This window comes from Candidatus Competibacteraceae bacterium, assembly GCA_016713505.1.
In the GTDB taxonomy this organism is placed as follows: domain Bacteria; phylum Pseudomonadota; class Gammaproteobacteria; order Competibacterales; family Competibacteraceae; genus Competibacter_A.
Genome location: JADJPA010000001.1, coordinates 2573955 through 2597787, shown reverse-complemented (window position 1 = coordinate 2597787; position 23833 = coordinate 2573955). Strand labels below are relative to the sequence as shown.

Here is a 23833-nt window from a genome sequence, read left to right as displayed (position 1 = left end):
GAGTTCGGAACCCGAGCCGGGTATTGCCGCGGTTCCGGCGAGGCGCAGGATTACAGGCGCGGTGGTCCGACGAGCGCCGGGCCCGCCGTCGCAGCGGCTGATCGCTTGCTGGCGCTGGGTCGCAAAATCAGGCAGGCCCTCTACGCGCGCAACAGGCTTGGCGAGTATTGGATCGTCAACCTCCGGGACGGCCGCCTCGAAATCCAACGTGATCCTAAAGGTGATGGCTACCGATCCTTGGCGGTGCTGCGACGGGGGGACCGCGTGCGGCCGCACGCTAGCCCGGATCATGGCGTTGCCGCGGCCGACTTGCTGCCTTAGGCCGGCCCACGGTCGGCCTCGTACACCACCTGTCCTGCCAGCAAGGTATGGCTGACCCGGCCCGGCAGCTCCCAACCCAGAAACGGGCTGTTCTGACCGCGGCTGCGCAGGGTGTCAGCCGTCACCCGCCAGTCGGTGTCGGGATCGAAGATGCAAAGGTCGGCCGTTGCGCCCGTCCCCAGATGGCCGCTGTCGATCCCCAAGATCCGCGCCGGCCCGCAGGTCAGCCGTTCCACCATCGTCGGCAACGAGAGCGTTGCATCCCGCGCCAGACGCACGCTCAATCCCAGCAAGGTGTCCAGGCCGGAGATGCCCGGCTCGGTATCGCCGAAAGGCGCCTGCTTGGCGTCGGGTTCGTGCGGCTGATGATCGGAGCACAGGGCATCTAATACCCCCTTGGCCAGGCCGTCTCGCAAGGCGTCCCGGTCGCGTGCGCCGCGCAGCGGTGGCCGGACGTGGCAGTGACTGTCGAAGCCGGCCAAATCCATTTCGGTGAGATAGAGGTGAGGTATGGCGACATCGGCGGTCACCGGCAATCCCTCGGCGCGGGCGCGCGCCACCAGTTCCACGGAACGCGCGCTGGACAACCGGCAAAAATGCACGCGTACGCCGATATCGCGGATCAGTTCGAGATCGCGGGCCAGGGTGCCGGTTTCGGCCGCCGTCGGAATACCGGACAGGCCCATCCGGGTCGAAATCCGTCCTTCATGGGCCATGCCGTGTCCCAGCCAAGCATCGAGTGGGGTCAGGAACACCGTCAGACCGAAAGTCGCGGCGTATTCCAGCGCCCGCCGCAACACCAGCGTATTGGCGATAGGCTGGCCGCCGTCGCTGACGCCGACGCAACCGGCGTCCTTGAGCGCGGCCATTTCCGCCAGCCGTTCCCCGCGCAAGCGATAGGTGAGGGCGCCCAGGGTCAGCACCCGCGCCTGACCGGCGGCCTCGGCGCGGCGGCGGATCAGTTCCACCACCGCCGGTTCGTCGATGACCGGATCGGTGTCGGGCGGACAGACCAGGGTGGTGATGCCGGCGGCGGCGGCGGCCCGCGCCTCGCTGGCGATGGTCGCCTTGTGTTCTTGGCCCGGCTCGCGCAATCGGGCGCAAAGATCGATCAGGCCGGGACAAACGATGCGCTCGCTCGCGTCGATGATCCGGTCGGCCGTGAAGCCGTCCGGGGAGCGGCCGATTCCGGCGATCCGCCCCTCGGCGATGAACAGATCGGTGATCGCATCGAGCTGGTGGGCCGGATCGATCAACCGGCCGCCGCGAATGACGGTGCGCATCAGAGGTTCTCCCCGGCTGGCCGGGCGTGGTTGCCCAAGGTGATCGACATGATCGCCATGCGCACGGCGATACCGTTGGTGACCTGTTCCAGAATGACCGAGCGTGGCCCGTCGGCCACCCGGGAGTCGATTTCCACCCCCCGATTGATCGGACCGGGATGCATGACGATAGCATCCGGCTTGGCCAGCGCCAGCCGCTCCTCGGTCAGCCCATAGCGCTGGAAGAATTCCTGTTCGGTCGGCAGCAACGCGCCTTCCATCCGTTCCCGTTGCAAGCGCAGCATCACCACCGCATCGACATCCCGCAAACCCTCGCGCGGGTCGAGAAACACCCGCACCCCCAGATTCTCTACCTCGGCCGGCAACAGGGTGCGGGGTGCGACCACCCGGATTTCGGCGGCGCCGAGAATGCTGAGGGCATGGATCAGCGAGCGCGCCACCCGCGAATGCAGGATGTCGCCGACGATGGCGATTTGTAGGTTGCCGAAATCCGGTTTGTGGCGGCGGATGGTGAACACGTCCAGCATTCCCTGAGTGGGGTGAGCGTGGCGGCCGTCGCCGGCGTTCAAGACCGCGATGTGCGGTTTGACGTGGCGGGCGATGAATTCCGCCGCGCCGCTTTGCTGGTGGCGCACCACGAACATGTCGCATTGCATCGCCTCGATGTTTTGCAGGGTGTCCAGCAGGGTTTCGCCCTTGACCGCCGACGAGGTGGCGATATTGAGCGTCAACACGTCGGCCGACAGCCGCTTGGCCGCCAGTTCGAAAGTGGTGCGGGTGCGGGTGCTGGCCTCGAAAAACAGGTTGACCACGGTCTTGCCGTGCAGGGTGGGCAGCTTCTTGACCCGCCGCTCGGCCACGCCGTGCAACGATTCAGCGGTATCCAGAATCTCCGTCAGATGGCGGCGGCTCAGCCCTTCCACGGTCAGGAAGTGCAGCAAGCGGCCTTGAGCATCCAGTTGCACGTTGGCGGCGCTCATGGGGCGTTCTGAAGCAGCAGTTGCAAGGGTTCGGGTCCGGTCAGTTGGATATGGCTGTCGGAGGGCAGTTCCAGTCGGGAGCCGGCGACGTGGGCTTCGATCGGCAGTTCCCGACCGCCGCGATCCACCAACACCGCCAGCAGCACCGAAGCCGGCCGACCGTAATCGAACAGTTCGTTGAGCGCGGCGCGGATGGTGCGACCGGTATGCAGCACGTCATCGACCAACACCAGATGACGGTCGTCCACATCGAAAGGCAGTTCCGAAGGGCGAACCTGGGGGTTGACGCCAATCCGGCTGAAGTCGTCGCGATAGAAGGAAATATCGAGCTTGCCCAGCGGCGCGACCACTCCAAGCCGCCGGCGCAGACGGTCGGCGACCCAAACCCCGCCGGTGTGAACGCCGACCAGCGCCGGATCGGTGATGCCGCGCCGGACCAGCAGCTCGCGCAGTTGTACGGCCATGGCCTCGATCAGGAATTCAGCGTCGCGCATGAGGGGGGATTCCGTTGTTGGTTGAACCAGCTTTCCAGAATGACTGCGGCCGCCGCGGCGTCGGACGCGACCGCGCCGCGGCGGCGGCCGGGGTCGGCCTCGGAGCGCCGCCGTTCGGCCTCCCAGGATGACAGCCGCTCGTCGATGGTGGCCACCGGCAGACGAAAGCGCCCGTGTAACTGGCGGCTGAAGCGCAAAGCGGCTTCAGTGATGGCATTGGCGGTGTCGTCGGCATGGCGTGGCACGCCGATCACCAACACATCCGGTCGCCATTCGGCGATGATCCGCTCGATGGCGTTCCAGTCGGGGCGCTGCTGGCGGACCGGCAAGGTGTGCAGGGGGCGGGCGGAGCCGGTCACCGCTTCACCGATGGCGACGCCGATGCGAGCCCGACCGAAGTCGAACCCTAGCGCGATCCGGTAGGCCGGAGTCGCGCCGGCCGCCCCGCGATCAGGCGTGGCCGACATGGGCGGACAGCAAATTCAGGTCGATTCCCAACAAGGCGGCGGCGGCGGCCCAACGCTGGTCGCTGGGCTTGTGAAACAGAATCTCGCGATCGGCCGGGGTCGACAGCCAGGCGTTGTCCGCCATTTCCTGCTCCAACTGGCCCGGTCCCCAGCCGGCGTAGCCGAGGGTGACCAGCAGATATTGAGGTCCTTCGCCGCAGGCGACCGCGTGCAGGATATCTCGGGAAGTGGTGATGCCGATGTGCTCGGTAACCTGTAGGGTCGCACCCCATTGACCGACCGGGCTGTGAATGACGAAGCCTTGCTCCGGTTGGACCGGGCCGCCTTGGTAGACCGGCAGGGTGGCGAGATCGGAGCGGTCCGTGACGATTTCCAGATGTTCCAACAGTTGGCCGAGCGACAAGTCCAGCGGCCGGTTGATGACCAGCCCCAGCGCGCCGCTGGCGTTATGCTCGCTGATATACGTCACCGTCTGAAAAAAGTTCGGATCGGCCAGGGTCGGCATCGCGATCAGGAACTGGTTGGTCAGATAGGTGGTTTCAATCATGGTCATAGTATCGGAATTCACCGGTTGCTTGACAAGCGGGCGCGGGTGGCCGCGTTCGGACCCGTGGCGTGCTGGGGTTTCCCGCCAGGGCGGAGCCTTGCTGCAAAGTATTGAGAAAATCGGCCGCGCAATCGGCTCTCACGGCCCGTGGCGCGCCTTGTCGGGAGAAATCCAGCGGATGCCGTCGCGCGGATCGGCTTGGTCGCCGTGGTAGCGCGGGATCAGATGCAGGTGCAGATGCTTCACCGTCTGAGCCGCCGCGCGCTCCTCGATGCCGATGCTGAAGCCCTCGGGCTGTAATTTCGCCAGCAGCAGCGCGCGGATTTCCGTCAGCAATTGGCCCAGTTCGACCCATTCCACGATGTTCAAGTCAGCCACCGAAACCACATGCCGGCGCGGCAGCAACAGCGTGTGTCCCGGTGAAACCGACCATTCAGCGGAGATCGCCAAAACGCGCGCGGTTTGGCCCACGAGCCGTGCCGGCGGCGGGGAGCAGAAGGGACAAGCAGACATGGTGCTTTCGAACGCTTTCCAGTAAAAAATTGCCGCGGTTTTACCCGTTGCTCAGCGCGCTCGCAACCGACCGGCCGGTTCGAAACGCCACGGGCGGGCAATGGATAAGACATCGAAATGCTGGCGTAATTGCGCTGAAAAAGGGGCATAAGGCGCGCCGAGCTTGACGATGCGTTGCGCCGCCCGATCCAGTTCGGCATTGCCGGAGGAGCGGACCACGCGCACCTCTTGTAAGGAGCCATCCGCCCGAATAGTGACATCCAGCACCGGACCGGTGTTCAAGTCCAACTTGCGGGCGATATCGGGAAAATTCATTTCGCCGATTTGTTCGACCTTGCGCACCCAGGCGGCGATATAAAAACCTTCCAGGGACTGGGTGTCTCGCGGATTGACCCGTTTGCCGCGCGCGGTCGCATTCTCGCGCCGCTGGGCTGCCGTTTCGAGGCTGGCGATTTGGCCCAATAACGCGCTGCTGTCCAAACGGCTACGGCGGCTGGGACCCGCCTCTGAGCCGCTTCGCTGCGGCCTTTCCGGGTGGCGGGCGGGATCGCTCGGTTCGGAGGCGACCACGGGAGCGGGCGATTTGACCGACGGTGGAGGCGGCTGAGTCGATGGTGCAGGCGTCGTTCGCGGTGGGCCAAGCGGCTTGTCGGGCAGGTTTGGCGCCGGTTTTGGCATCGGCCGGAGTTGCGGGCGCGAGGTCGGCGCAGCGTCGTTCGTCCGTGGTTTGGGCACGGTCTTGGCTGCAACGGACGGCCGGTCTGGCACGGCTGCTTTCGGAACCGGTTTTCGCGCCGGTCCAGGAGCCGTCGGCTGGGCGAGCGGCGGTTTCGCGGCCTGGGTTTGGACGGGCGGAGCAAGGGGCGGTGGGGTCGAGGCAGGCGCGGGGGTTGCTAGGGCCACGGCTGGCGTCAGCGCGGAAGGCGGCGCGGTCGCCGGCATCGAAACGCTGGCGCGAGCGGGCGAGTCAGGGGCGGCGGGTACGGGCCGGGTCGATTCGGAACCGAGCACCGACGGCGCTGGAATTGGCCGCGTTACCGGCGGGAGTAGCAGCACATCGAAGCGCGGTGGTTTGGGAAAACGCAGCGACCACCAACCGGCCGGCGGCGCCAAAAGTACTAGCGCGTGCAGGCCTAGCGCCAGCAGCGCCGCCAGCGCCAGCCGACCCGCGCCGTCTCCGCTTCGAGCGATCGCGGCGTCCATCGCGACCCGCGGCTGTCAGCGCCGGAGCCGGCGTTCGATGGCGGCCATCAACTCGCCGCCGATGTCCAGCCCAAACTGGGCGTCCAACTCCCGCGCGCACGTAGGGCTGGTAACATTAATTTCGGTCAAATAGTCGCCGATCACATCCAAACCGACGAACAGCAAACCCATTTCCCGGAGTTTTGGCGCGACCTGCGCGCAGATCCAGCGATCGCGCTCGCTGAGGGACACGCCTTCGCCGCGCCCGCCCGCCGCCAGATTGGCGCGCGTCTCGCCGGCTTGAGGAATGCGGGCGAGCGCGTAAGGAACCGGTTCGCCGTCGATCAGCAGGATGCGCTTGTCGCCGGCCGTCACTTCCGGAATGTAGCGCTGCGCCATGGCCGAACGCCGGTCGTGCGCGGTAAGGGTTTCCAGGATCACGTTCAGGTTGGGATCGTTCTGGCGCAGTCTGAACACCGAGGCGCCGCCCATGCCGTCCAGCGGTTTCACCACGATATCCTCATGCTCGCCCAAGAACGCTTTCAGCCGGGTCGCTGCACGGGCTACCAGGGTCGGCGGGCAGCATTCTGGAAAGTGCAAGGCAAAGACTTTCTCATTGGCGTCGCGCAGGCTGCTGGGCTTATTGACGACTAGCACGCCGGCGGCCTCGGCCAACTCCAACAGGTACGTGGTATAGATGTACTCCATGTCGAACGGCGGGTCTTTGCGCATCAGCATCGCGTCCAGTTCCGCCAGCGGCAGCTCTCGCTCGCCGTGGAAGGCGAACCACCCGTGCTTGTCGTCCTTGACGCTGAGCCGCCGCGCTCGGCCGAAGGCTTTGTTGCCGCGCGCGTACAGATCGGCTTGCTCGAAGTAATGCAGTTGCCAACCGCGCGCCTGGGCAGCCAGCAGCATGGCGAAGGTGGTATCTTTTTTGATGGTGATGGTCGCGATGGGATCCATCACCACACCGAGCTTGATGGTCATGGCAAGCAAGTCCTCAAGGGTGGATGACCGTGCGAAGGCCGCCGGGCCTGACTGTAACGGCATACCGTTTGCATATTTGGTCGAGCGACCTAAGATGTAGAAAGCTCGTTACGGTTTCCGTCATGGCATCATGGCTATTAGTATGCTAAAAACATCCTAAAAAGGGCATTAGGCCGTCAGCGCGGCTCTGCTCCAACCTCAGACTCCAAGAATAACAGCGATTTTTGGCCGGGTTGCGCGACGGTCGTCCGACTTTCATCGAGGACAGTGATGTGGCAGAAGCGGTCATAACTCCCTCCACGGCGTCACCTCCGCCGCACCCCTTCGATATTTTGTTGCAGCTGGACCAGCGCATCCGCGAACGCGCGCCGGCGGCGGCGGCGGGCGCGCAGCTGTCTGAGATCAGAGGGCAACTCGCCGCGCGCCTTGGTTCCTGGAACCTGCTATTCTCCATGGATGACGTCGCCGAAATCATCCCGATCCCGCGCAGCATCACGCGGGTGCCGGGCGTGAAACGCTGGCTGTTGGGCATTGCCAATTTGCGCGGCAAGGTCATTTCAGTCTCCGATTTGCGAGATTTTGTGACCGGCCGGTCCACGATGCAATTGCCGGGTAGCCAACTGGTCATCGTCCGCTCCGGGGAGTGGGATTACGGTCTGCTGGTGGACGAGATCATCGGAATGCGCCATTTTGGAACCCAGCATCGCCTGCCAACGCTAGACGCCGTGGAAGAAAGCCTGCGGCCTTATATTACCGACGCGTTTTGGAGCGACAGCTGCTGTTGGATGGTCTTCAATACCCGAAAATTGTTGGCGGGAGCCGAATTTTTGAATGCGGCCGGTTAGGATTTTTCGGAATTTCTCCGCCGGATGGCCAGCGGGCGGGGCGGTTATCAGGGTCAAGCTTAACGAGAAACAGAAATGCGAGAGTTGCAAGATCGTTCGGCGTTGAAAGGATTATCTTTCACCTATCTGGCGCTGTTGGGCGCGCTGGTGTTCTTCATCGTGCTGATGGGGGTTATCTTTACTCTACTGGAACGCCAGGACCGGCAGAACGAGATTTATTTCAGGCTCGTCGGCGAACAGCGGTTTCTGTCGCGTTCGCTAGTGACGGACTCGCTGGAGTCCGCGCGCGGCAAGGAGGTGGCGTTTGCAAAGCTCAAAGAAGGGCGCGACCGGTTCGAGCAAGCCTTGAACGATCAGAAGAACGGCAACGCCGTGCTGGGGTTATCGCCCGCGCCGGAGGTGGTTCGGTCGCAACTGACCGAACTGGACAACCGCTGGAAGCCGGTCAAGGCCGACCTTGATACGCTGCTGGCCGGACGTGAGTCGGTCATGGCGGTCAGCAATTTCGTGCCGCTGTTGGAAAGTTCGCTGACCCAGATTGTCACGATATCCGACGAAATCGCCAAGAACATGTCCAACAACCGCCTCGATTCGCGGCAGGTTTATCTGGCCACCAATCAGTTGTTGCTGGGGCAGCGGATCGAGAGCGATCTCAAGCGGATGTTGAACGAAGGCGGCGCGGGCGTCGCCGCCGCCGCCGACCGGTTCGGACGCAACGTGAATTTGTTCGGCCGGATTCTGCGGGGGATGCGCGACGGCGATAGCCGGTTGGGGGTCGATCGGGTCAGCTTGCCCGAAAGCACGGGCAAAATCGCCGATCTCGCCGATCGCTTCAAGTCGCTTGAAACCGAAACCGCGCGCATCGTCGAGTATGCCCCGGAACTGATCAAGGCGCAGAGCGCCGCGCAAAATATCTTCGAGAAAGGCGATGGGCTGCTGGAGGCGACCACCAGGCTGTTCGATGCCTATTCCACCGGCAGCCGGGGCTTTCAGTTGTTCGGCATACCGCTCAACTATCAGATCGCCTATTTGCTGGGAGTGCTCGCTCTGATTCTGTTGTTGGCGCTGGTGTACCTGCAAAATCGCGAAAGCCGCCAGCGGCTCCAGGAAAGCGAGCAGCGCAAGCAGGAAACCGAGGAACAGAACCGCCGCAATCAGGATGCGATCCTGCGCCTGCTCGACGAACTCGGCAACCTGGCCGAAGGCGATCTGACCGTGCAGGCCAGCGTCACCGAGGACATCACCGGGGCCATCGCCGATTCCGTCAACTACGCCATCGAAGCGCTGCGCGATCTGGTGTCCACCATCAACAACACCTCCGGCTTGGTCGCTGGCGCGGTGCAGGAAACCAGCGCCATCGCCGACCGGCTGGCCAAATCCAGCGAAATCCAGGCCCGGCAGATCGAAAACGCCAGCGCCACCGTGACCCAGATGGCGCATTCGATGGACGACGTGTCCTCCAAGACCGCCTCGTCAGCCGAAGTGGCCGAAAAGTCGGTGGGCATCGCCCACGAAGGCGGCGACCGGGTGCGCCGGACCATCAACGGCATGAACGCCATCCGCGAGCACATTCAGGACACCTCCAAACGCATCAAGCGGCTGGGCGAGTCTTCGCAGGAAATCGGCGACATCGTGGCCCTGATCAACGACATCGCCGATCAGACCAACATCCTGGCGTTGAACGCCGCGATTCAAGCCTCGGCGGCGGGCGACGCCGGACGCGGCTTCGCGGTGGTGGCGGACGAAGTGCAACGCTTGGCCGAGCGCTCCAGCAACGCCACCAAGCGCATCGAAACCCTGGTCAAGACCATTCAGGCCGACACCAACGAAGCGGTCATTTCCATGGAAAAGAGCACCGCCGAGGTGGTCGGCGGGGCCGGTTTGGCCGAGAAGGCCGGCGAGGCGCTGGAGGAAATCGAAAAAGTCTCCGCCAACTTGGCCGAGTTGATCGACGAAATTTCCAAATCCGCCGGACAGGTCTCGGAAATGGCCTCGCGGGTGTCGACCGCCATGATTTCCATCAACGAAATTACCGGGCAGACCGCCGAAAGCAGTGTGTCCACCGCATCCGCCATCGGCAAGCTCAATCAACTGTCGCGGGAGTTGCGCCAGGCGGTCGCCGATTTCCGGTTGCCGGCTTGAAAGCAAGGGCGAAACCGGGATATCGCGAGCATGAGTGTGGTTCCGATCGACCCGGTTCCCACCGGCAATCGCCGGCTTAGGCTATCCGCACGGAGGTAGCGTGATGAGTTCGCATCGTGTCGCCGATAACCCCCTGGACGCTATCAAGGAAGATTTGTTGCTGGCCCTACAGGGGATTCGACACCATTTGGAGGCCTACGGCGAGGACCCCGCCGAACCTGCCCCGCTGGAGGCGATGGTCGATGCCATCGATCAGATGCGCGGCCCGCTGGTGGCCCTGGAGCATCGAAAAGCGGTCGCCTTGATCGATGAGATACGGGTGTTGGCCCTGGGTTTGATTAAGGGCAAGCTGCGACCCTTCGATCCGGCGGTGTTGCAACAGGCCGCCGCGCAACTGGCCGAGTATTTGGAATCGTCTCTGGCGCCCGGCCAGCGGCGGCCAGAACCCGAACTGTCGAGGATGATCCAGGTCTTGCGCCAGGTGCGCCAGCAAGGCGCGCCCCACGGCGGAGGAGCGCTCCAGGCCGTTGCTTCGGATACCGCGCGCTACGGAATTCTGGATACGTTCAAGCGCTTGCAAAAGACCGTGAGCAGCGATCTGGAGGGAGCCAGCGAAAAGACCGAATCCTGGGAATGGTTGCGCAGCGAGCTGCAAAACCTGCGTCGTATGTTGGCCGGGCAGGATTTGACGCGCCCCGCCTCGGCGTGCGAGCGCCTGGAGCGAATCGCGGGTGCGCTCGCCGCTGGCGCCGAACCTTACCGACCGCTGGCCAGCGGTATGCTCGGAGAGATTTTGGCCGCGCTCGGACATTATCTGGAGCCGCTGGACAGCAGCCGGCCCGCTTCCGCCACGGTGCTGAATACGGTGGAAGAGCAAATCGCCCAATTGGAAACCTTGCTCGGCCTGCCGCCGCTTCCGCCTACCTTGAATCTCGCGCTCGCGCCGGTCCCGCTGGAAGCCGTCGCAACCGACCCGCTCGATGCGACGCTCGAATTGAACTGGGAGCTACCGGTCGCCGATAGCCGTCTCGCCTCGAACGAGCAGAGCCAAAGCACGCCGTTTGCGGCGAGCCTGGAGCCGGAGGCGCCGCGTGCCGAAGTCAGTTCGGACCTGGATGAGGCGCCGTGGCGGGAGGCGCCGGTCGATTTTAGCTTCGAACCGGAGCTGGTGGCCGGGGAGGCTGAGCCGCCAGCCGTGGCGCAGTCCGCGCCGCAACCGGAGCTGGCGTTGGAACCGCCCGAAGCGCTGGAGTCGGACCTTGATGGAGCCGCTGCATCCCTAGCGGATTCCGCGCCGGCGGTCGAACAGCAAGCCGCCGCTTTGATGGAATTGATGGGAATTGCCGGAGCCGATCCCGAATTTGTGGAAGTGTTTTTGGAGGAGGCGCGCGAGGAGCTGGCGGTCGTTCGCGAACGGGTCGAGGATTGGCGGACGAATTTGCAGGACCATGAGGCCCTGACCACCCTCCGACGGGCTTTCCATACCCTCAAGGGCAGCGGCCGCATGGTGGGCGCGACCGTGGTCGGGGATTTCGCTTGGGAATACGAAAATCTGCTGAATCAGGTCTTGAGTGGAACCCTGAACCCGAACCCGGCCATTTGCGACGCGGTCGCGCTGGCGGCGGCGGCGCTGGCGCCGCTGGTGGGCGAAGTCCCGTTGCGGGGCGGCGAACTTGCCGCGCTGCCGCCGTTGGTGACCCGCGCCCAGGTCTTGGCCCAGCCCGATGCCCTGGAACCGATCACGGCACCGCCGTCGTTACGGCTCGAGCCGGTCTCGATCAGGCGGGACGTGGCGCCCGCGCCGGCCGAACCAGTCTCGGTCCGAGTGGTGCCCCAAATCGATCCAGAATTTTTGGACGTCTTCCTGGAAGAGGCGCGCGAAGAGCTGCAAAACATCGTCCAGCAATGTGCGGTCTGGAAACGCAATCTGGATGACCATAAGGCGTTGACTCACGTCCGGCGGGCCTTTCACACGCTCAAGGGCAGCGGCCGCGTGGTCGGCATGACCGAAATCGGCGACTTCGCCTGGGAGTTCGAAAATCTGCTGAACCGCGTTCTGAGCGGTGAGCTGCCGGCTGCGTCGGCGCTAGCCGATCTGGCCATCGAAGCGGCGGCGGCCTTGGAGATGCTGATCGAGCAATCTCCGGTAGGCAGCACCGCCAACCCGGCGTTGGTGAATTTAGTGGCGCGAGCCCGAGCGTTTGCGCACGCTCCGGCCAGCGCCGCGCTCGTGCCCCAACCCGCCCCGATCAAACCCCCCAAAACGGTTCCGCCGCCGGCCCCGCCCGAACGCGCGCCGCCGGTGGCGGCGGTCCCGGTGGCCCTGCCGGAGCCGGCCGGGTTATCCAGCGCGGATTTGGAACTGGCGCAAGTTTTCCAGTACGAAGCGGCCGAAATCCTCGACGCCAGCGATCTGATCCTGCACCGGCTGGCGGCGGAGGAGGATCACGCGGCGCTGTTGAACGACCTACGGCGGAGCATGCACACCCTCAAGGGAGGGTCTCGCATGTCCGGCTTCATGGCCATCGGCGATTTGGCGCACGCCGCGGAATCGGTACTGGACGCGCTCGGTAAGGGCGGCGGCCATGCCTCGCCGATCGTGCTCGATACCCTCCAGCACACCCTGGACTACCTGAATCGGATGCTGGTGGAAGCCGCCGCCAGCGGCGCCGATCCGGCCGCTGCGACCCATTTGATTCACGATCTGCACCGCCTGGCCGACGCCATCGCCACCGGCAAGCCCATCACGGAGCTGCCGGCGGCCGTAACGGCCGCCGAGCCGCTGACGGAGAGATCGACCGGCAAACGGCCGGCGGTCGCGCTACCGGAACCGGCCGCCTTCCAGACCATGACCGAACTGGATCAAGAGCTGATTCAGGTCTTTCAGGCCGAGGCCACCGAGATTCTCGACTCCAGCGACGCCATCGTGCAGCGCCTGCGCCAAGAGCCCAACAGCGTCGATTTATTGAACGACCTGCGCCGCGAGATGCACACGCTCAAAGGCAGTTCGCGCATGGCCGGCTTCATGACCGTCGGCGAACTGGCGCACGCGGCCGAATCGATTCTGGATGCGTTGAGCAAGGGTATGCTCCAGGGATCGGCGCGGACCATGGATCTGATCCAGCGCGCCCTGGATCGCCTGCATCAAATGCTGGCGGGCGTTTTGGGCGGCGAGCAACCGCCGGCGCAACGCGAGCTGATCGACGAGCTGCAAGACGTGCTCGGCGTCAAGATTGCCGAGCCGCGGTCCAGACCGCTGCTGCCGGCGGTGACCGCCACCTTGACCGCCGCGGCCGCGGCCGCGTCCGCGGTGGTGGCGCGGCCCGTGGAAAGACTCGCGGCCTCGTCGGCCGACAGCATCCGCGTCAGCGCCGCCTTGCTGACGTCCCTGGTCAACCAAATGGGCGAAAGCAGCATTTTCCGCTCTCGGATCGACCAGGGCGTCGGCGCCATGGCCTTCAACCTCAACGAGCTGGATCAGACCATCGCCCGGCTGCGCCGCCAGGTCTCCAATCTCGCCACCCAGGCCGAAGCTCGCATTCAGTCCCGTCAGGATCAAGGGCCTAAAGCGCACCAACAGGAATTCGACCCCTTGGAGCTGGATCGCTTCACCGAATTGCAGCAGGTCAGCCGCTCCTTGATGGAAATTGCCGACGATCTGGGCAATATCGGCAACACCATGGGCGAGCACGCGCGGGAAGTCGCCGCGCTGCTCGACCAACAGGGCAAGGTCAACAAGGAAATCCAGCAAGGCCTGATGCGCACCGGCATGGTCCGGTTCGGCAGCATCGTACCCCGCCTGCGGCGGGTGGTGCGCCAGTCGGCTCAGGAACTGGGCAAGCGCGCGGAACTGCTGGTCGGCGGCGAGGAGGCGGAGGTCGACCGCAACGTGCTCGAAAATATGGTCGCGCCGCTGGAGCACATGCTGCGCAATTCGCTGGCGCACGGCATTGAAACGCCGGAGCGGCGCCGCGAGGACGGCAAGCCCGAAATTGGCACCATCACCCTGACCCTGCGTCGGGAAGGCGCGGAGCTGGTTCTGGAACTGGGCGATGACGGGGCCGGCCTCAATTTCGCGGCGATCCGCACCAAGGGCGAGGAAAAAGGTCTGCTGAAGCCCGACGATCCCGCCACCGAGGAAGAACTGATCGCCTTGCTGCTGCGGCCTGGGTTTTCCACCGCGACCTCGGTCACCCAGATTTCCGGACGCGGAGTCGGCATGGATGTGGTCAACGAGGCCATCCGGTCGATGCGCGGCGCTTTACTGATTCAGACCGAGCCCGGTCAGGGGACGCGCTTCATCATCCGGCTGCCGTTCTCGCTGGCGGTCACCCAGGCGCTGCTGGTCAAGGCCGGTGAATCCACCTTCGCCATTCCGCTGCTGAGCATCGAACTGGTGACCCGCCTTCAGGAGAACGAATTCAAGTCCTATCTGTCCGGCGAGCTCATCCAGCACCGTTACAGCGGGCGCAATTATCCGATTCACAATCTGGGGTTGTTGATCGGCGGCGTGCAGATTCAGGCCTTCGATGAAGTCGCGGACCGCCGGCCGCCGACCTTGTTGTTCCGCAGCGCCGAGGCGAGCGCGGCCTTGCAGGTCGAAGCGGTGCTGGGCAACCGGGAGGTCATCGTCAAACCGGTCGGCCCGCAATTCAGCAGCGTGCCCGGCATGTCCGGCGCGACCGTGTTGGGCGACGGTCGGGTGGTGGTGGTGTTGGAACTGGCCGCGCTGGTGCGCAACATCGGCTCGCACGGCCAGCGCCAAGCCGAAACCCAAGCGCTGCGCCTGGCGCGTCAGGAAACCCGGCAGGACAAGATCAGCGTCATGGTCATCGACGATTCGATCACCATGCGCAAGGTGACCGCGCGGATTCTGGAACGCCACAACATCCAAGTGATCACCGCCAAGGACGGCTTGGACGCGGTGGCGATGCTCCAGAGCCAGGTGCCCGACCTGGCGATCCTCGACATCGAAATGCCGCGCATGGACGGATTTGAAGTCGTGGCCCACGTCCGCAACCAGCCGAGCCTGCGCGCCATGCCGATCATCATGGTCACCTCGCGCTCCGGCGACAAGCATCGCGAGCGGGCCATGAAGCTGGGCGCCAATGACTATCTGACCAAACCTTATCAAGAAGAGCAATTGATGCAAGCGATCCGTCGGATTCTCGGCGAGCGCGCTCTGGAGTTGATCACTTGACGCGCCGGCTCCCGTTTCGACCCTTGGCTCGATTCCCGCGCCTATCATGGATACTGTTATGGATGCTTCCGCAAGTCTTCGCTGTTTGTTGATTTCGGTGCAGGGCGGCCAAGCCATCCTGCCAAACAGCGTCATCGTCGAAGTGCTGCCCTTCGCGACCCCGCTCAAGATCGAATCGGCGCCGCACTGGGTGGTCGGTGCCATGCTGTGGCGCAACTTGACCACGCCGTTAATCAGTCTGGGCCGGCTGATCTTTCGAGTGGCGGCCGAGGCCGATCTCAATTCCCGGATCATCATCGTCAATAGCCTGGGCGCCGACGCCCGGCTGCCGCATTTCGGAATTCTGGGAACGTCCGCGCCGCGGCCGATCAACTTGCAGCGCGAGGAACTCAAGTCGAATCAGGAGATCGATGATGGCGATCTGGGTTTGCCGGGCATTCTGAGCTGGGCGCGCTACCAGGAGCAACCGGTCATTATTCCGGACCTAGAAGCCATCGAGGCCGTGCTGCAACCCTTGGTCCGCCGGACGTGAGTCGGACAGCTGGCCGACGACCGATGTCCGCATGCGGCTGAGCAAGATCAAGTTGGTGGGGTTCAAGTCTTTCGTGGACCCCACAGTGCTGCATTTGCCGGGCAATTTGGTCGGCATCGTCGGCCCCAACGGTTGCGGCAAATCCAACATCATCGACGCCGTGCGCTGGGTGATGGGCGAAAGCTCGGCCCGCAGCCTGCGCGGCGAAACCATGACCGACGTGATCTTCAACGGCGCGGCCACCCGCAAGCCGGTCGGACTGGCGTCCATCGAACTGGTGTTCGACAACCAGCAGGGTCGACTGGGCGGTCCCTGGGCCAGTTACGCCGAGATCGCCGTCAAGCGCTCGGTCGGTCGCGACGGCCAATCCAGCTACTTTCTTAACGGCGCGCGCTGCCGCCGCCGCGATATCGCCGACATCTTCCTGGGCACCGGACTGGGGCCACGCAGTTACGCCATCATCGAGCAGGGCATGATTTCGCGGGTGATCGAAGCCAAGCCCGAGGAATTGCGGATCTTTCTGGAAGAAGCGGCCGGGGTTTCCAAATACAAGGAGCGCCGCCGCGAGACTGAAACCCGCGTCCGCCACACCCGCGAAAACCTCGAACGGCTGAACGACGTGCGCGAGGAGTTGGGCCGCCAGCTCCAGCATTTGCAGCGGCAGGCGCGGGCCGCCGGTCAGTATCGCGAATGCCGCGCCGAGGAACGCCGCCTCAAGGCTGAACTGTTGAGCCTGCGCTGGCGGGCGCTGCGCGCCGAGTTGGATTCGCACCAACGCGACCTGCGCCAGGAGGAAACCGGGTTGGAGGCGATCCTGGCCGAACAGCGCCAGCTGGAAACCCGACTCGAAACCGGGCGGCTGCGGCGGACCGAACTGAATGATGCCTATAACGAAGCGCAGGGTCGTTACTATCAAACCGGCGCGGAGATCAGCCGGCTCGAACAATACGTGCGGCATCAGGATGAATTACGGCGCCGCCGCGAGGACGATAGACGCCAAACCGCAACCGCATTGGCGCGGATCGAGGCGCAGCTGGCGCAAGATCGACTCCAGCAAACGGAATGGACCCAGGCCCTGGCCACCGTCGAACCCAACCTGGTCGAGGCACGGAGCGTTGAGGAGGAAGCGGACGCGGGGTTGAGCGCCGCCGTGAACGCTTTGCAGGCCGGGCAGGCGGCTTGGGATCGCTTCAGTCATTACAGCGGCGAAATCGAGCAGCGGGCGCAGGTCGAGCAAACGCGAATCAGCCATCTCGAACGCCAATTGGAACAGGGCGAACGGCGGCTGGAGCGCTTGCGGCACGAGCAGGATCAGCTGGCATCCGCCGAACTCGACCGCCAGCGCGGCGACTTGGAGGGGCTGGAACCGGCGCTTGCCGAAGACGTACAGGACGCCCAGCAGCGGCTGACCGACATTGAGGCGGAGTTGGGCGCCACCCGAGAGGCGTTACGGCAGGCCGATCTGGATATCCGCTTGTCCCGCGAGCGGATTCAGGCCGGACGCGGCCGGCTAACGTCGCTGCATACCTTGCAGGAAGCGGCGCTGGGTCGGGATGCGGCTGAGGTGAACGAGTGGTTGCAAGCGCGGGAACTGGCGCAAGCGCCCCGCTTGGCCGAACGGCTTGAAGTGGAACCCGGCTGGGAGACCGCCGTCGAAACGGTGCTGTCCGACTGGCTGGAGGCGATCTGCGTGCCGGATCTGGGCGCGCTGGCGCCAGCGATCGAGGAGCGGCTGCGCGGCCGGTTGACCCTGTTCGAACCGGCGGTCGCCCAGCGCAACGGTCGAGCGGCTGCCGGGCTGGCGGTCAAGGTCCAGGCCCCGTGGCCGCTGCTCGGCCTGCTCGATGGCGTGGATACGGCGACCAGCTTGGCCGAGGCGCTGGCCCGTCGCGCCAGGTTGGCGGATGACGAGGTGCTGGTGACGCCGGACGGTCTATTGTGCGGGCGGCGCTGGCTGCGGTTGGCTCGCGACGAAGACGATGGAGGCGTGCTGCGGCGCGAGCGCGAAATCCGCCGTCTGGAGTCAGAGTTACAAGAGGCCGAGAACCGTTTGCAAGAACGCTCGGCCCGCGCCGAGCAACTCCAACTCCGGCTGCACGATGAGCTGGAGCGGCAACGGCGGGAGGTGCAGCAGACCATCAACGACCGCCAGCGCGACCACGCTCGGATTCAAGGCCAGTTGCAAGCGTTGCGGACCCAGTGGCGACAGGCGCGCGATCGGTGCGCCCATCTCGCGGAGGAACGGACAGAGCTGGAAGCGCAAGGCCGCCACGACCGAGAGCAGCTGCAACTGGCGCGGCTGCGGCTGGATGAGGCAGCGGCGGCGCGGCAGGATGGACAGGCGGAGCGCGCCAACCTGCTCGACGCTCGCGAGCGGGCGAGTGAGGCGATGCGGCAGGCGCAGGCCCACGCCGACGCCGCCCGCCGGGAGGTGGCGCGTCAGGCGGCGGCCGGCGAAACCTTGCGGGCGCAACTGGCCGCCGTCCGCCAAGCGCTGGAACGGTTGGACGCACAGCGCCAACAGTTGCAGCTCCAGCACGAACGTCAGGAGCAGGCGGACGATATCGCTGGCGCTGCGGCGCTGGCGACCGCCGAGGATGATCTGGCGCGTTGCCTTGAAACGCAACTCACGGTCGAAGCGGAGCTGCGGGAAGCGCGCCAAGCGCTGGATGCTCAGGAAGCGGCATTGGCGGAAGCGGAACAAAGCCGCGGTCGCTGCGAACAGCGGGCTGAGGCGCGACGCCGGACGATCGAGGAACGGCGGCTGGCTTGGAGCGAAACCCGCATCCGCCAGGATACTCTGAGCGAGCAACTGCGCGAACTCGGGGCAGAGCCGGAACCGACGCTCTTAAAGCTGGAGCCCGGCGCGGTCGAAGCGGACTGGCTGGAGCGGCTGGCGCAAGTCGAGCGCCGGATTCAGCGGCTGGGCCCGATCAATCTGGCGGCGGTCGAGGAATGCGCGCAACTGACCGAGCGCAAACAGTTTCTGGACGCGCAAAACGCTGATTTGCTGGATGCCTTGACCGCCTTGGAGAGCGCTGTTCGCAAGATCGATGGCGAGACCCGCACCCGGTTTCAGGACACCTTCGAACGGGTCAGCACCGGCTTGGGCGCCTTGTTTCCGCGCTTGTTCGGCGGGGGGCAGGCCCATTTGACGCTGGTCGGTGACGATGTGTTGGATGCCGGCGTGGCGATCATGGCCAAACCGCCCGGCAAGCGGATCGGTGCGATCAGCTTGCTGTCCGGCGGTGAGAAGGCCTTGACCGCCATCGCTCTGGTGTTCGCCATTTTCCAGCTCAATCCCGCTCCCTTCTGTCTGCTGGATGAAGTGGACGCACCGTTGGATGAAACCAACATCGGCCGGTTTGGCGCATTGGTTCAGGAACTGTCGGCGCGGGTGCAATTCGTCTTTGTCACCCACAACAAAGCGACCATGGAAATCGCCCGGCATCTGGCGGGGGTGACCATGCAGGAACCGGGCGTCTCTCGGCTGGTCGCGGTCGACGTCGAGGCAGCGGTGCGATTGGCCGAGGCCGGCTATTGAAAGCGCTCGCTCGGCGCGACTCCGCGTTGGGTTGGTGCTGACGGATAATGCGGCGGCCGGCGGCATTTGTTAAAGTAATTCCTTTATAGATGGAACGGTGGGGTCTTCTCCCCAACCCCTGACGCGGCTGGGTCAGGAAAAACCGCTCCAATAAAATAACCGTGGCGAAAACTGGTTGCGGCTGGCGCAATCTAGGGCCTTGTATTTATGGAAGAGAAAACGCAATTACAGTGGCTGCTGGCCGGTATCGGGATTGTCGTGGTCGCCCTGATCTATCTTTGGGGCATCCGCGCGCGCCTGAAAGAAGAAATCCGCAAACGGCGGCGCCGGTCTTCAGCAAGCGAACCGATGTTGGGCGATACCTCTCCCGATTTGGCGGAAGAAGCGCTTGAGGGCCATGAAATCGGCGGGGTGGGCCGGGTGACCCCCGATCATCATTTGGCCGACAAGATACTGGTGGACGTGGAAATTCGGCCGATCCCGCGCGACGCCGACGCCGAACAGACGCCTCCGCTTGTCAAGCCGCCGCTGACGCTGGCCAAGCGCATGAACGGTTTGAAGGATTTTAAGAAGAAGCTGCCGGGCAGAACGCCCGGCGCGGCGCCGCCCGCGCCGCTGAGGCCCGCTGTCGAGCCTCCGCCGCTGGCCGAAGCCTCCGCTCCGCCCAAGACCACCATCGCCTTGACCATCCTCGCGCCGCGCCATCAATTGTTCAAGGGTGTTGATATCCAAGCGGCGGCCGAAGAGGGGGGGTTCTTATTGAGCGAGGCGGGTTTGTTCGAGCGCCATCCGGAAGGCGCGACCTCCATGTATACCCCGGTCTTCAGTCTGGCGCACCTGCGCAAGCCGGGTTCGTTTCAGCCGGAGACGCTGGACGAGTTGGCGACGCCGGGCTTGTTGGTCTTTATGACCTTGCCCGGCCCGCTAGACGGCATGAAAGCCTTGGACCTGCTAGTGCTCGCCGTCGATCATGTCGCCCGCAAGCTGGGCGGCGTGATTTGCGACGAACACCGCCACAAGCTGACCAATCAGGGCCTGCTGAACCTGCGCGATAGGGTCGCCAAGTTAGAACGGGCGGCGCGCTAGGCGCTGGCCCGCACCGAAGTTTCCGAGCCGAAACGACACCTGCCATGACGGCTCCCGCCGCCGCCCAGCGAGCCTTGGAGCTACGCGCTCAGCTCGACCAGCACAACTACCGCTACTACGTGCTGGATGAACCGGCCGTTCCCGACGCCGAATACGATCGGCTGTTTCGGGAATTGCAGGCGCTGGAAGTAGACTATCCCGAACTTTACGACCCTACCTCCCCCACCCAGCGCGTCGGCGGCAAGGCGCTCGATCGCTTCGAGCCGGTCCGGCATCGCGTTGCCATGCTTTCGATCCGGACCGAAACCGATATCGGTCCGGGCGGAGCCAAGGCGTTCGATGCTCAGGTACGGCGCGAACTAGGTTTGGGGGCGGCGGCCGAACCTGTGGAGTACGCCTGCGAATTGAAATTCGACGGCTTGGCGATCAGCTTGCGCTACGAAAAGGGCCGGCTGGTGCAGGCCGCCACCCGCGGCGATGGCGAAACCGGCGAGGAGGTCACGCAGAACGTGCGCACCATCAAGGCGGTGCCGCTGCGGCTGCGCGGCGTCGCGCCGGACGTGCTGGAAGTGCGCGGCGAAGTGTACATGAGCCGCCCGGATTTCGAGCGCTATAACGCCCGGCAGCGGGCGGCGAGCTTGCCCGCGCTAGTCAATCCCCGCAACGGCGCGGCCGGCAGCATCCGCCAGCTCGATCCGACCATCGCGGCGAAACGTCCCCTGTCTTTTTTCGCCTACGGCTTGGGCGAGACGCAGGGTTGGGAAGCGCCCGCGACCCACGGTGAGGTGCTCGACGCACTGGCGAACTGGGGTTTGCCGGTGAGCGACGAGCGTGCGGTGGCGCGAGGGGCGGAGGGTTTGAGCGCTTTTCATCGAGCCGTCGCCGCGAAGCGCGAGACCTTGCCGTTCGATATCGATGGCGTGGTGTACAAGGTCAATCGCCTTGACTGGCAGCGGCAATTGGGTTTTCGTACCCGCGAGCCACGCTGGGCGGTGGCCCACAAATTCCCCGCTCAGGAAGAACTGACCGTGGTCGAGGCCATCGAGGTGCAGGTCGGCCGCACCGGGGCGATCACGCCGGTGGCGCGGCTCAAGCCGGTGTTCGTGGGCGGGGTCACCGTCACCAATGCGACCCTGCACAATGCCGATGAAGTCGCCCGCAAGGATGTGCGGGTCGGCGATACCGTGCAAGTGCGCCGGGCCGGCGATGTGATTCCCGAGGTCAGCGGGGTGGTGTTGGAGCGTCGCCCGCCCGAGGCGCGACCGTATGCCATGCCGGAAACCTGCCCGGTGTGCGGATCGCGCATCGAGCGCGCCGCGGGCGAAGCCGTGGCGCGCTGCGTGGGTGGTTTATATTGTCGGGCGCAACGCAAGGAGACGATCCGCCATTTTGCCTCGCGCCGGGCTTTGAATATCGATGGGTTGGGCGACAAACTAGTCGAGCAACTGATCGAGCGGGAACTGGTGCGCGATCCCGCCGATCTATTTTCGCTCGATGCGGGCGCATTGGCGGAGCTGGAGCGGATGGGTTCGAGATCCGCCGCCAAGCTGGTCGAGGCGTTGGAACGAGCTAAAACCACCACGCTGGCGCGCTTCCTGTACGCGCTCGGCATTCGTGAAGTTGGCGAGTCGACGGCTTTGGCGCTGGCGGAGCATTTCGGTGCGTTGGATGCATTGCTAGCGGTGGATGAAGAACGGCTGCGGCACGTGCCCGATGTCGGATCGGTGGTGGCGGCGGCGATCCGGGCCTTTTTTCAGGAGCCGCACAATCTGGAGATTATCGCGCGGTTGCGGGCCGCTGGCGTGCGCTGGCCTGAAACAGCGCCACCCGCCAGCGGTGATCGCACGCTCGCCGGCAAGACGGTGGTGTTGACTGGAACCCTGGAGTCGCTGAGCCGCGATCAGGCGACCGCCCGGCTGCGGACCCTGGGTGCCAAGGTGGCGGGCAGCGTGTCCAAGAAGACCGATTATGTCGTGGCGGGCCGCGATGCGGGCTCCAAGCTGGATAAAGCGCGGGAGCTCGGGGTGACGGTGTTGGACGAGCTGGGGTTGCTGGCGTTGCTGGGAGGATAAACGCCCTCTCCCGCTCGGGAGAGGGCGGACGCGCTAGCAAGGTTCGCGGTTATTTCTTTTCTTCCTTCTTTTCTTCCTTGACGGTCTTGGCCGGTTCCGCCGCTGGCTTGGCGGCTTCGCTGACCTGGATTTCCTTGACGTCGACCTTGGCGTCGGCTTTCAGTTTTTCCAGATAATCGTTCACCATCCGGCTTTGCAGCATCTGGGTGATTTGCGGTTTCAACTCGTCCAGCGAGGGCGGTGTCGCATCGCGAATGTCTTCCAACTGAATGACGTGCCAGCCAAACGAGGTTTGCACCGGCTGTTCGCTGTATTTGCCTTTTTCCATCTTGGCGACCGCTTGCGCGAACGGCGGCACCATCATGCTCGGCGTGAACCAGCCCAGATCGCCGCCGTTGTCCTTGGAGCTGTCGCTGGATTTGGCCTTGGCCAATTCGGCGAAATTACCGCCTTTCTTGAGTTCGGCGATGATTTCCTTGGCCTTATCCTCGGAATCCACCAAGATATGGCTGGCCTTATACTCTTTACCCTTCATCGCCGCCGTGGCGGTTTCATATTCTTTCTTGATGGCGTCTTCGCCGGGCGCGTTGTCGTTCAACATCCGGCGGATCACGCTGCTGGCCAGCAGGCTGCGCTGGACCATGGCCAACTGCTGCTTGATCTCCGGGGTCTCGGCCAGCTTCTGCTTGTCGGCTTGCTGGACCAGCAGTTCTTCCAAGACGAGTTGATCGATCAATGACTTACTGGCCTCCGGCGAGTCGACCTTGGTGCGGCCGCGCAACTGTTGGACGTATTGCTCGAACGCCGCCTTGGGAATCGGCTTGCCGTTGACCACCGCGACCGGGTCGGGAATGGTGAATTCGACCGGTTTGGCGGGCGGCGCTGGAGCGGTCAGCGCGGTTGGCGCGGTTGGCGCGGTTGGCGCGGCCGCTTCGGCTTTCTTGTCATCGGCGGCCAGCGCCGCGCCGGATAGCAGCAGCGCGGAAGACAAGGCCAGCAGTGGGAAGGTCAGTTTGTTGATTTTCATCAGAGTGGTTTCCATCGTAGGCTAGGTTCCAGGGATTGAGGAACGGGCTTCGTCCGGGGTTTGGGCCTTATTGATGCTCAAGGCGTGAATCTCCCGGCGCATGAGGTCGGCCACCGCCGCATGAATCATACGGTGGCGCTGAATGAGGGGCTTGCCGGTAAAAGCGGCCGAGACGATACGCAGGGTAAAATGGCCGCCTTCGCGCGCACCGGCGTGACCGGCGTGAGCGGCGCTGTCATCCACGATCTCCAGCTGCTCGGGCGCCAGCGCGGCGCGCAAGCGTTGCTCGATCAGGGCGATGCGGTCGCTCACGCCGGCAGCACTTTGCGGAAGGGATACACGTCGACTGCCGCGAATACGCCGGCGGCGACATAAGGATCGGCCTTGGCCCACGCTCGGGCCTCTTCCAGCGAGGAGAATTCGACGACCATCAGACTGCCCTGGAAACCAGCCGAACCGGGATCGGGACCGTCGATGGCGGGCAGCGGTCCGGCCAGGATCAGACGACCCTCGGCCAACAGATCTTGCAAGCGCTCCAGATGGGCAGGGCGCGCCGCCAGGCGCTGCTCCAGGCTGTCGGGCGCGTCGCGGCCCAAAATCGCATATAGCAT

At 64.5% G+C, this 23833-nt stretch carries 19 protein-coding genes; 8 read left to right on the top strand and 11 right to left on the bottom strand.

Annotated features, from left to right (window positions below; translation table 11 throughout):
- The first annotated feature begins 105 nt into the window (after positions 1-105).
- On the top strand, positions 106-321 hold the full coding sequence (locus IPK09_11835; protein ID MBK7984303.1) for a Uma2 family endonuclease: 216 nt from the start codon (positions 106-108) through the stop codon (positions 319-321).
- Here IPK09_11835 and IPK09_11830 read toward each other — a convergent pair.
- The 8 genes from IPK09_11830 to gshB all read right to left on the bottom strand — a co-directional run bounded on the left by IPK09_11830 (position 318) and on the right by gshB (position 6774).
- The gene (locus IPK09_11830; GenBank protein MBK7984302.1) at positions 318-1604 is read right to left on the bottom strand and encodes a dihydroorotase; all 1287 of its coding nucleotides are present in this window, start codon (positions 1602-1604) and stop codon (positions 318-320) included. The genes IPK09_11835 and IPK09_11830 overlap by 4 nt on opposite strands.
- Entirely contained in the window at positions 1604-2584 is a 981-nt protein-coding gene (locus tag IPK09_11825) for an aspartate carbamoyltransferase catalytic subunit (GenBank protein MBK7984301.1), read from the bottom strand. The genes IPK09_11830 and IPK09_11825 overlap by 1 nt, the downstream gene beginning before the upstream one ends.
- On the bottom strand, positions 2581-3078 hold the full coding sequence (pyrR, locus tag IPK09_11820; GenBank protein MBK7984300.1) for a bifunctional pyr operon transcriptional regulator/uracil phosphoribosyltransferase PyrR: 498 nt from the start codon (positions 3076-3078) through the stop codon (positions 2581-2583). The genes IPK09_11825 and pyrR overlap by 4 nt, the downstream gene beginning before the upstream one ends.
- Positions 3057-3545, bottom strand: a complete 489-nt coding sequence (gene ruvX, locus IPK09_11815; GenBank protein MBK7984299.1) for a Holliday junction resolvase RuvX — start codon at positions 3543-3545, stop codon at positions 3057-3059. The genes pyrR and ruvX overlap by 22 nt, the downstream gene beginning before the upstream one ends.
- A complete protein-coding gene (locus tag IPK09_11810) occupies positions 3529-4092 on the bottom strand; it encodes a YqgE/AlgH family protein (GenBank protein MBK7984298.1) in 564 nt (187 codons plus the stop codon). Before IPK09_11810 ends, ruvX begins: the two co-directional genes overlap by 17 nt.
- A gap of 138 nt (positions 4093-4230) precedes the next feature.
- Positions 4231-4605 (bottom strand): HIT family protein, encoded by a 375-nt coding sequence (locus tag IPK09_11805; GenBank protein MBK7984297.1) that lies wholly within the window; start codon positions 4603-4605, stop codon positions 4231-4233.
- 51 nt (positions 4606-4656) lie between these two features.
- Positions 4657-5808 (bottom strand): TonB family protein, encoded by a 1152-nt coding sequence (locus IPK09_11800; protein ID MBK7984296.1) that lies wholly within the window; start codon positions 5806-5808, stop codon positions 4657-4659.
- Positions 5809-5823: 15 nt separating this feature from the next.
- Positions 5824-6774 (bottom strand): glutathione synthase, encoded by a 951-nt coding sequence (gene gshB / locus IPK09_11795; protein ID MBK7984295.1) that lies wholly within the window; start codon positions 6772-6774, stop codon positions 5824-5826.
- A gap of 272 nt (positions 6775-7046) precedes the next feature.
- On the opposite strand from gshB, the gene IPK09_11790 reads away from it, so the two are divergent.
- The 7 genes from IPK09_11790 to ligA all read left to right on the top strand — a co-directional run bounded on the left by IPK09_11790 (position 7047) and on the right by ligA (position 22195).
- Entirely contained in the window at positions 7047-7619 is a 573-nt protein-coding gene (locus IPK09_11790; protein MBK7984294.1) for a chemotaxis protein CheW, read from the top strand.
- A gap of 75 nt (positions 7620-7694) precedes the next feature.
- Positions 7695-9761, top strand: coding sequence for a type IV pili methyl-accepting chemotaxis transducer N-terminal domain-containing protein (locus IPK09_11785; protein MBK7984293.1), 2067 nt, complete (start codon positions 7695-7697; stop codon positions 9759-9761).
- Between the two features lie 103 nt (positions 9762-9864).
- On the top strand, positions 9865-14961 hold the full coding sequence (locus IPK09_11780; protein MBK7984292.1) for an Hpt domain-containing protein: 5097 nt from the start codon (positions 9865-9867) through the stop codon (positions 14959-14961).
- Positions 14962-15019: 58 nt separating this feature from the next.
- The gene (locus IPK09_11775) at positions 15020-15493 is read left to right on the top strand and encodes a chemotaxis protein CheW (protein MBK7984291.1); all 474 of its coding nucleotides are present in this window, start codon (positions 15020-15022) and stop codon (positions 15491-15493) included.
- A 31-nt stretch (positions 15494-15524) separates the two neighbouring features.
- The gene (gene smc, locus IPK09_11770; protein ID MBK7984290.1) at positions 15525-19037 is read left to right on the top strand and encodes a chromosome segregation protein SMC; all 3513 of its coding nucleotides are present in this window, start codon (positions 15525-15527) and stop codon (positions 19035-19037) included.
- A gap of 207 nt (positions 19038-19244) precedes the next feature.
- Positions 19245-20123: a cell division protein ZipA C-terminal FtsZ-binding domain-containing protein gene (locus IPK09_11765; protein ID MBK7984289.1), complete on the top strand. Its 879-nt coding sequence runs from the start codon at positions 19245-19247 to the stop codon at positions 20121-20123.
- A 44-nt stretch (positions 20124-20167) separates the two neighbouring features.
- Entirely contained in the window at positions 20168-22195 is a 2028-nt protein-coding gene (ligA, locus tag IPK09_11760) for an NAD-dependent DNA ligase LigA (protein MBK7984288.1), read from the top strand.
- 49 nt (positions 22196-22244) lie between these two features.
- On the opposite strand, the gene IPK09_11755 is transcribed toward ligA, so the two are convergent.
- From IPK09_11755 to IPK09_11745, 3 genes are read right to left on the bottom strand one after another with little or no spacing between them, the layout of a single operon-like run.
- The gene (locus IPK09_11755) at positions 22245-23222 is read right to left on the bottom strand and encodes a peptidylprolyl isomerase (GenBank protein ID MBK7984287.1); all 978 of its coding nucleotides are present in this window, start codon (positions 23220-23222) and stop codon (positions 22245-22247) included.
- Between the two features lie 21 nt (positions 23223-23243).
- Positions 23244-23534, bottom strand: coding sequence for a BolA family transcriptional regulator (locus IPK09_11750; protein MBK7984286.1), 291 nt, complete (start codon positions 23532-23534; stop codon positions 23244-23246).
- Entirely contained in the window at positions 23531-23833 is a 303-nt protein-coding gene (locus IPK09_11745) for a YciI family protein (protein MBK7984285.1), read from the bottom strand. Before IPK09_11745 ends, IPK09_11750 begins: the two co-directional genes overlap by 4 nt.

Coding starts and splice junctions, on each gene's coding strand:
- IPK09_11755 (MBK7984287.1), bottom strand. CDS start 23,222: ATGAAAATCAACAAACTGACCTTCCCACTGCTGGCCTTGTCTTCCGCG.
- IPK09_11805 (MBK7984297.1), bottom strand. CDS start 4,605: ATGTCTGCTTGTCCCTTCTGCTCCCCGCCGCCGGCACGGCTCGTGGGC.
- ruvX (MBK7984299.1), bottom strand. CDS start 3,545: ATGTCGGCCACGCCTGATCGCGGGGCGGCCGGCGCGACTCCGGCCTAC.
- pyrR (MBK7984300.1), bottom strand. CDS start 3,078: ATGCGCGACGCTGAATTCCTGATCGAGGCCATGGCCGTACAACTGCGC.
- IPK09_11785 (MBK7984293.1), top strand. CDS start 7,695: ATGCGAGAGTTGCAAGATCGTTCGGCGTTGAAAGGATTATCTTTCACC.
- IPK09_11825 (MBK7984301.1), bottom strand. CDS start 2,584: ATGAGCGCCGCCAACGTGCAACTGGATGCTCAAGGCCGCTTGCTGCAC.
- IPK09_11830 (MBK7984302.1), bottom strand. CDS start 1,604: ATGCGCACCGTCATTCGCGGCGGCCGGTTGATCGATCCGGCCCACCAG.
- IPK09_11775 (MBK7984291.1), top strand. CDS start 15,020: ATGGATGCTTCCGCAAGTCTTCGCTGTTTGTTGATTTCGGTGCAGGGC.
- IPK09_11810 (MBK7984298.1), bottom strand. CDS start 4,092: ATGATTGAAACCACCTATCTGACCAACCAGTTCCTGATCGCGATGCCG.
- IPK09_11780 (MBK7984292.1), top strand. CDS start 9,865: ATGAGTTCGCATCGTGTCGCCGATAACCCCCTGGACGCTATCAAGGAA.
- ligA (MBK7984288.1), top strand. CDS start 20,168: ATGACGGCTCCCGCCGCCGCCCAGCGAGCCTTGGAGCTACGCGCTCAG.
- gshB (MBK7984295.1), bottom strand. CDS start 6,774: ATGACCATCAAGCTCGGTGTGGTGATGGATCCCATCGCGACCATCACC.
- IPK09_11765 (MBK7984289.1), top strand. CDS start 19,245: ATGGAAGAGAAAACGCAATTACAGTGGCTGCTGGCCGGTATCGGGATT.
- IPK09_11745 (MBK7984285.1), bottom strand. CDS start 23,833: ATGCTATATGCGATTTTGGGCCGCGACGCGCCCGACAGCCTGGAGCAG.
- smc (MBK7984290.1), top strand. CDS start 15,525: ATGCGGCTGAGCAAGATCAAGTTGGTGGGGTTCAAGTCTTTCGTGGAC.
- IPK09_11800 (MBK7984296.1), bottom strand. CDS start 5,808: ATGGACGCCGCGATCGCTCGAAGCGGAGACGGCGCGGGTCGGCTGGCG.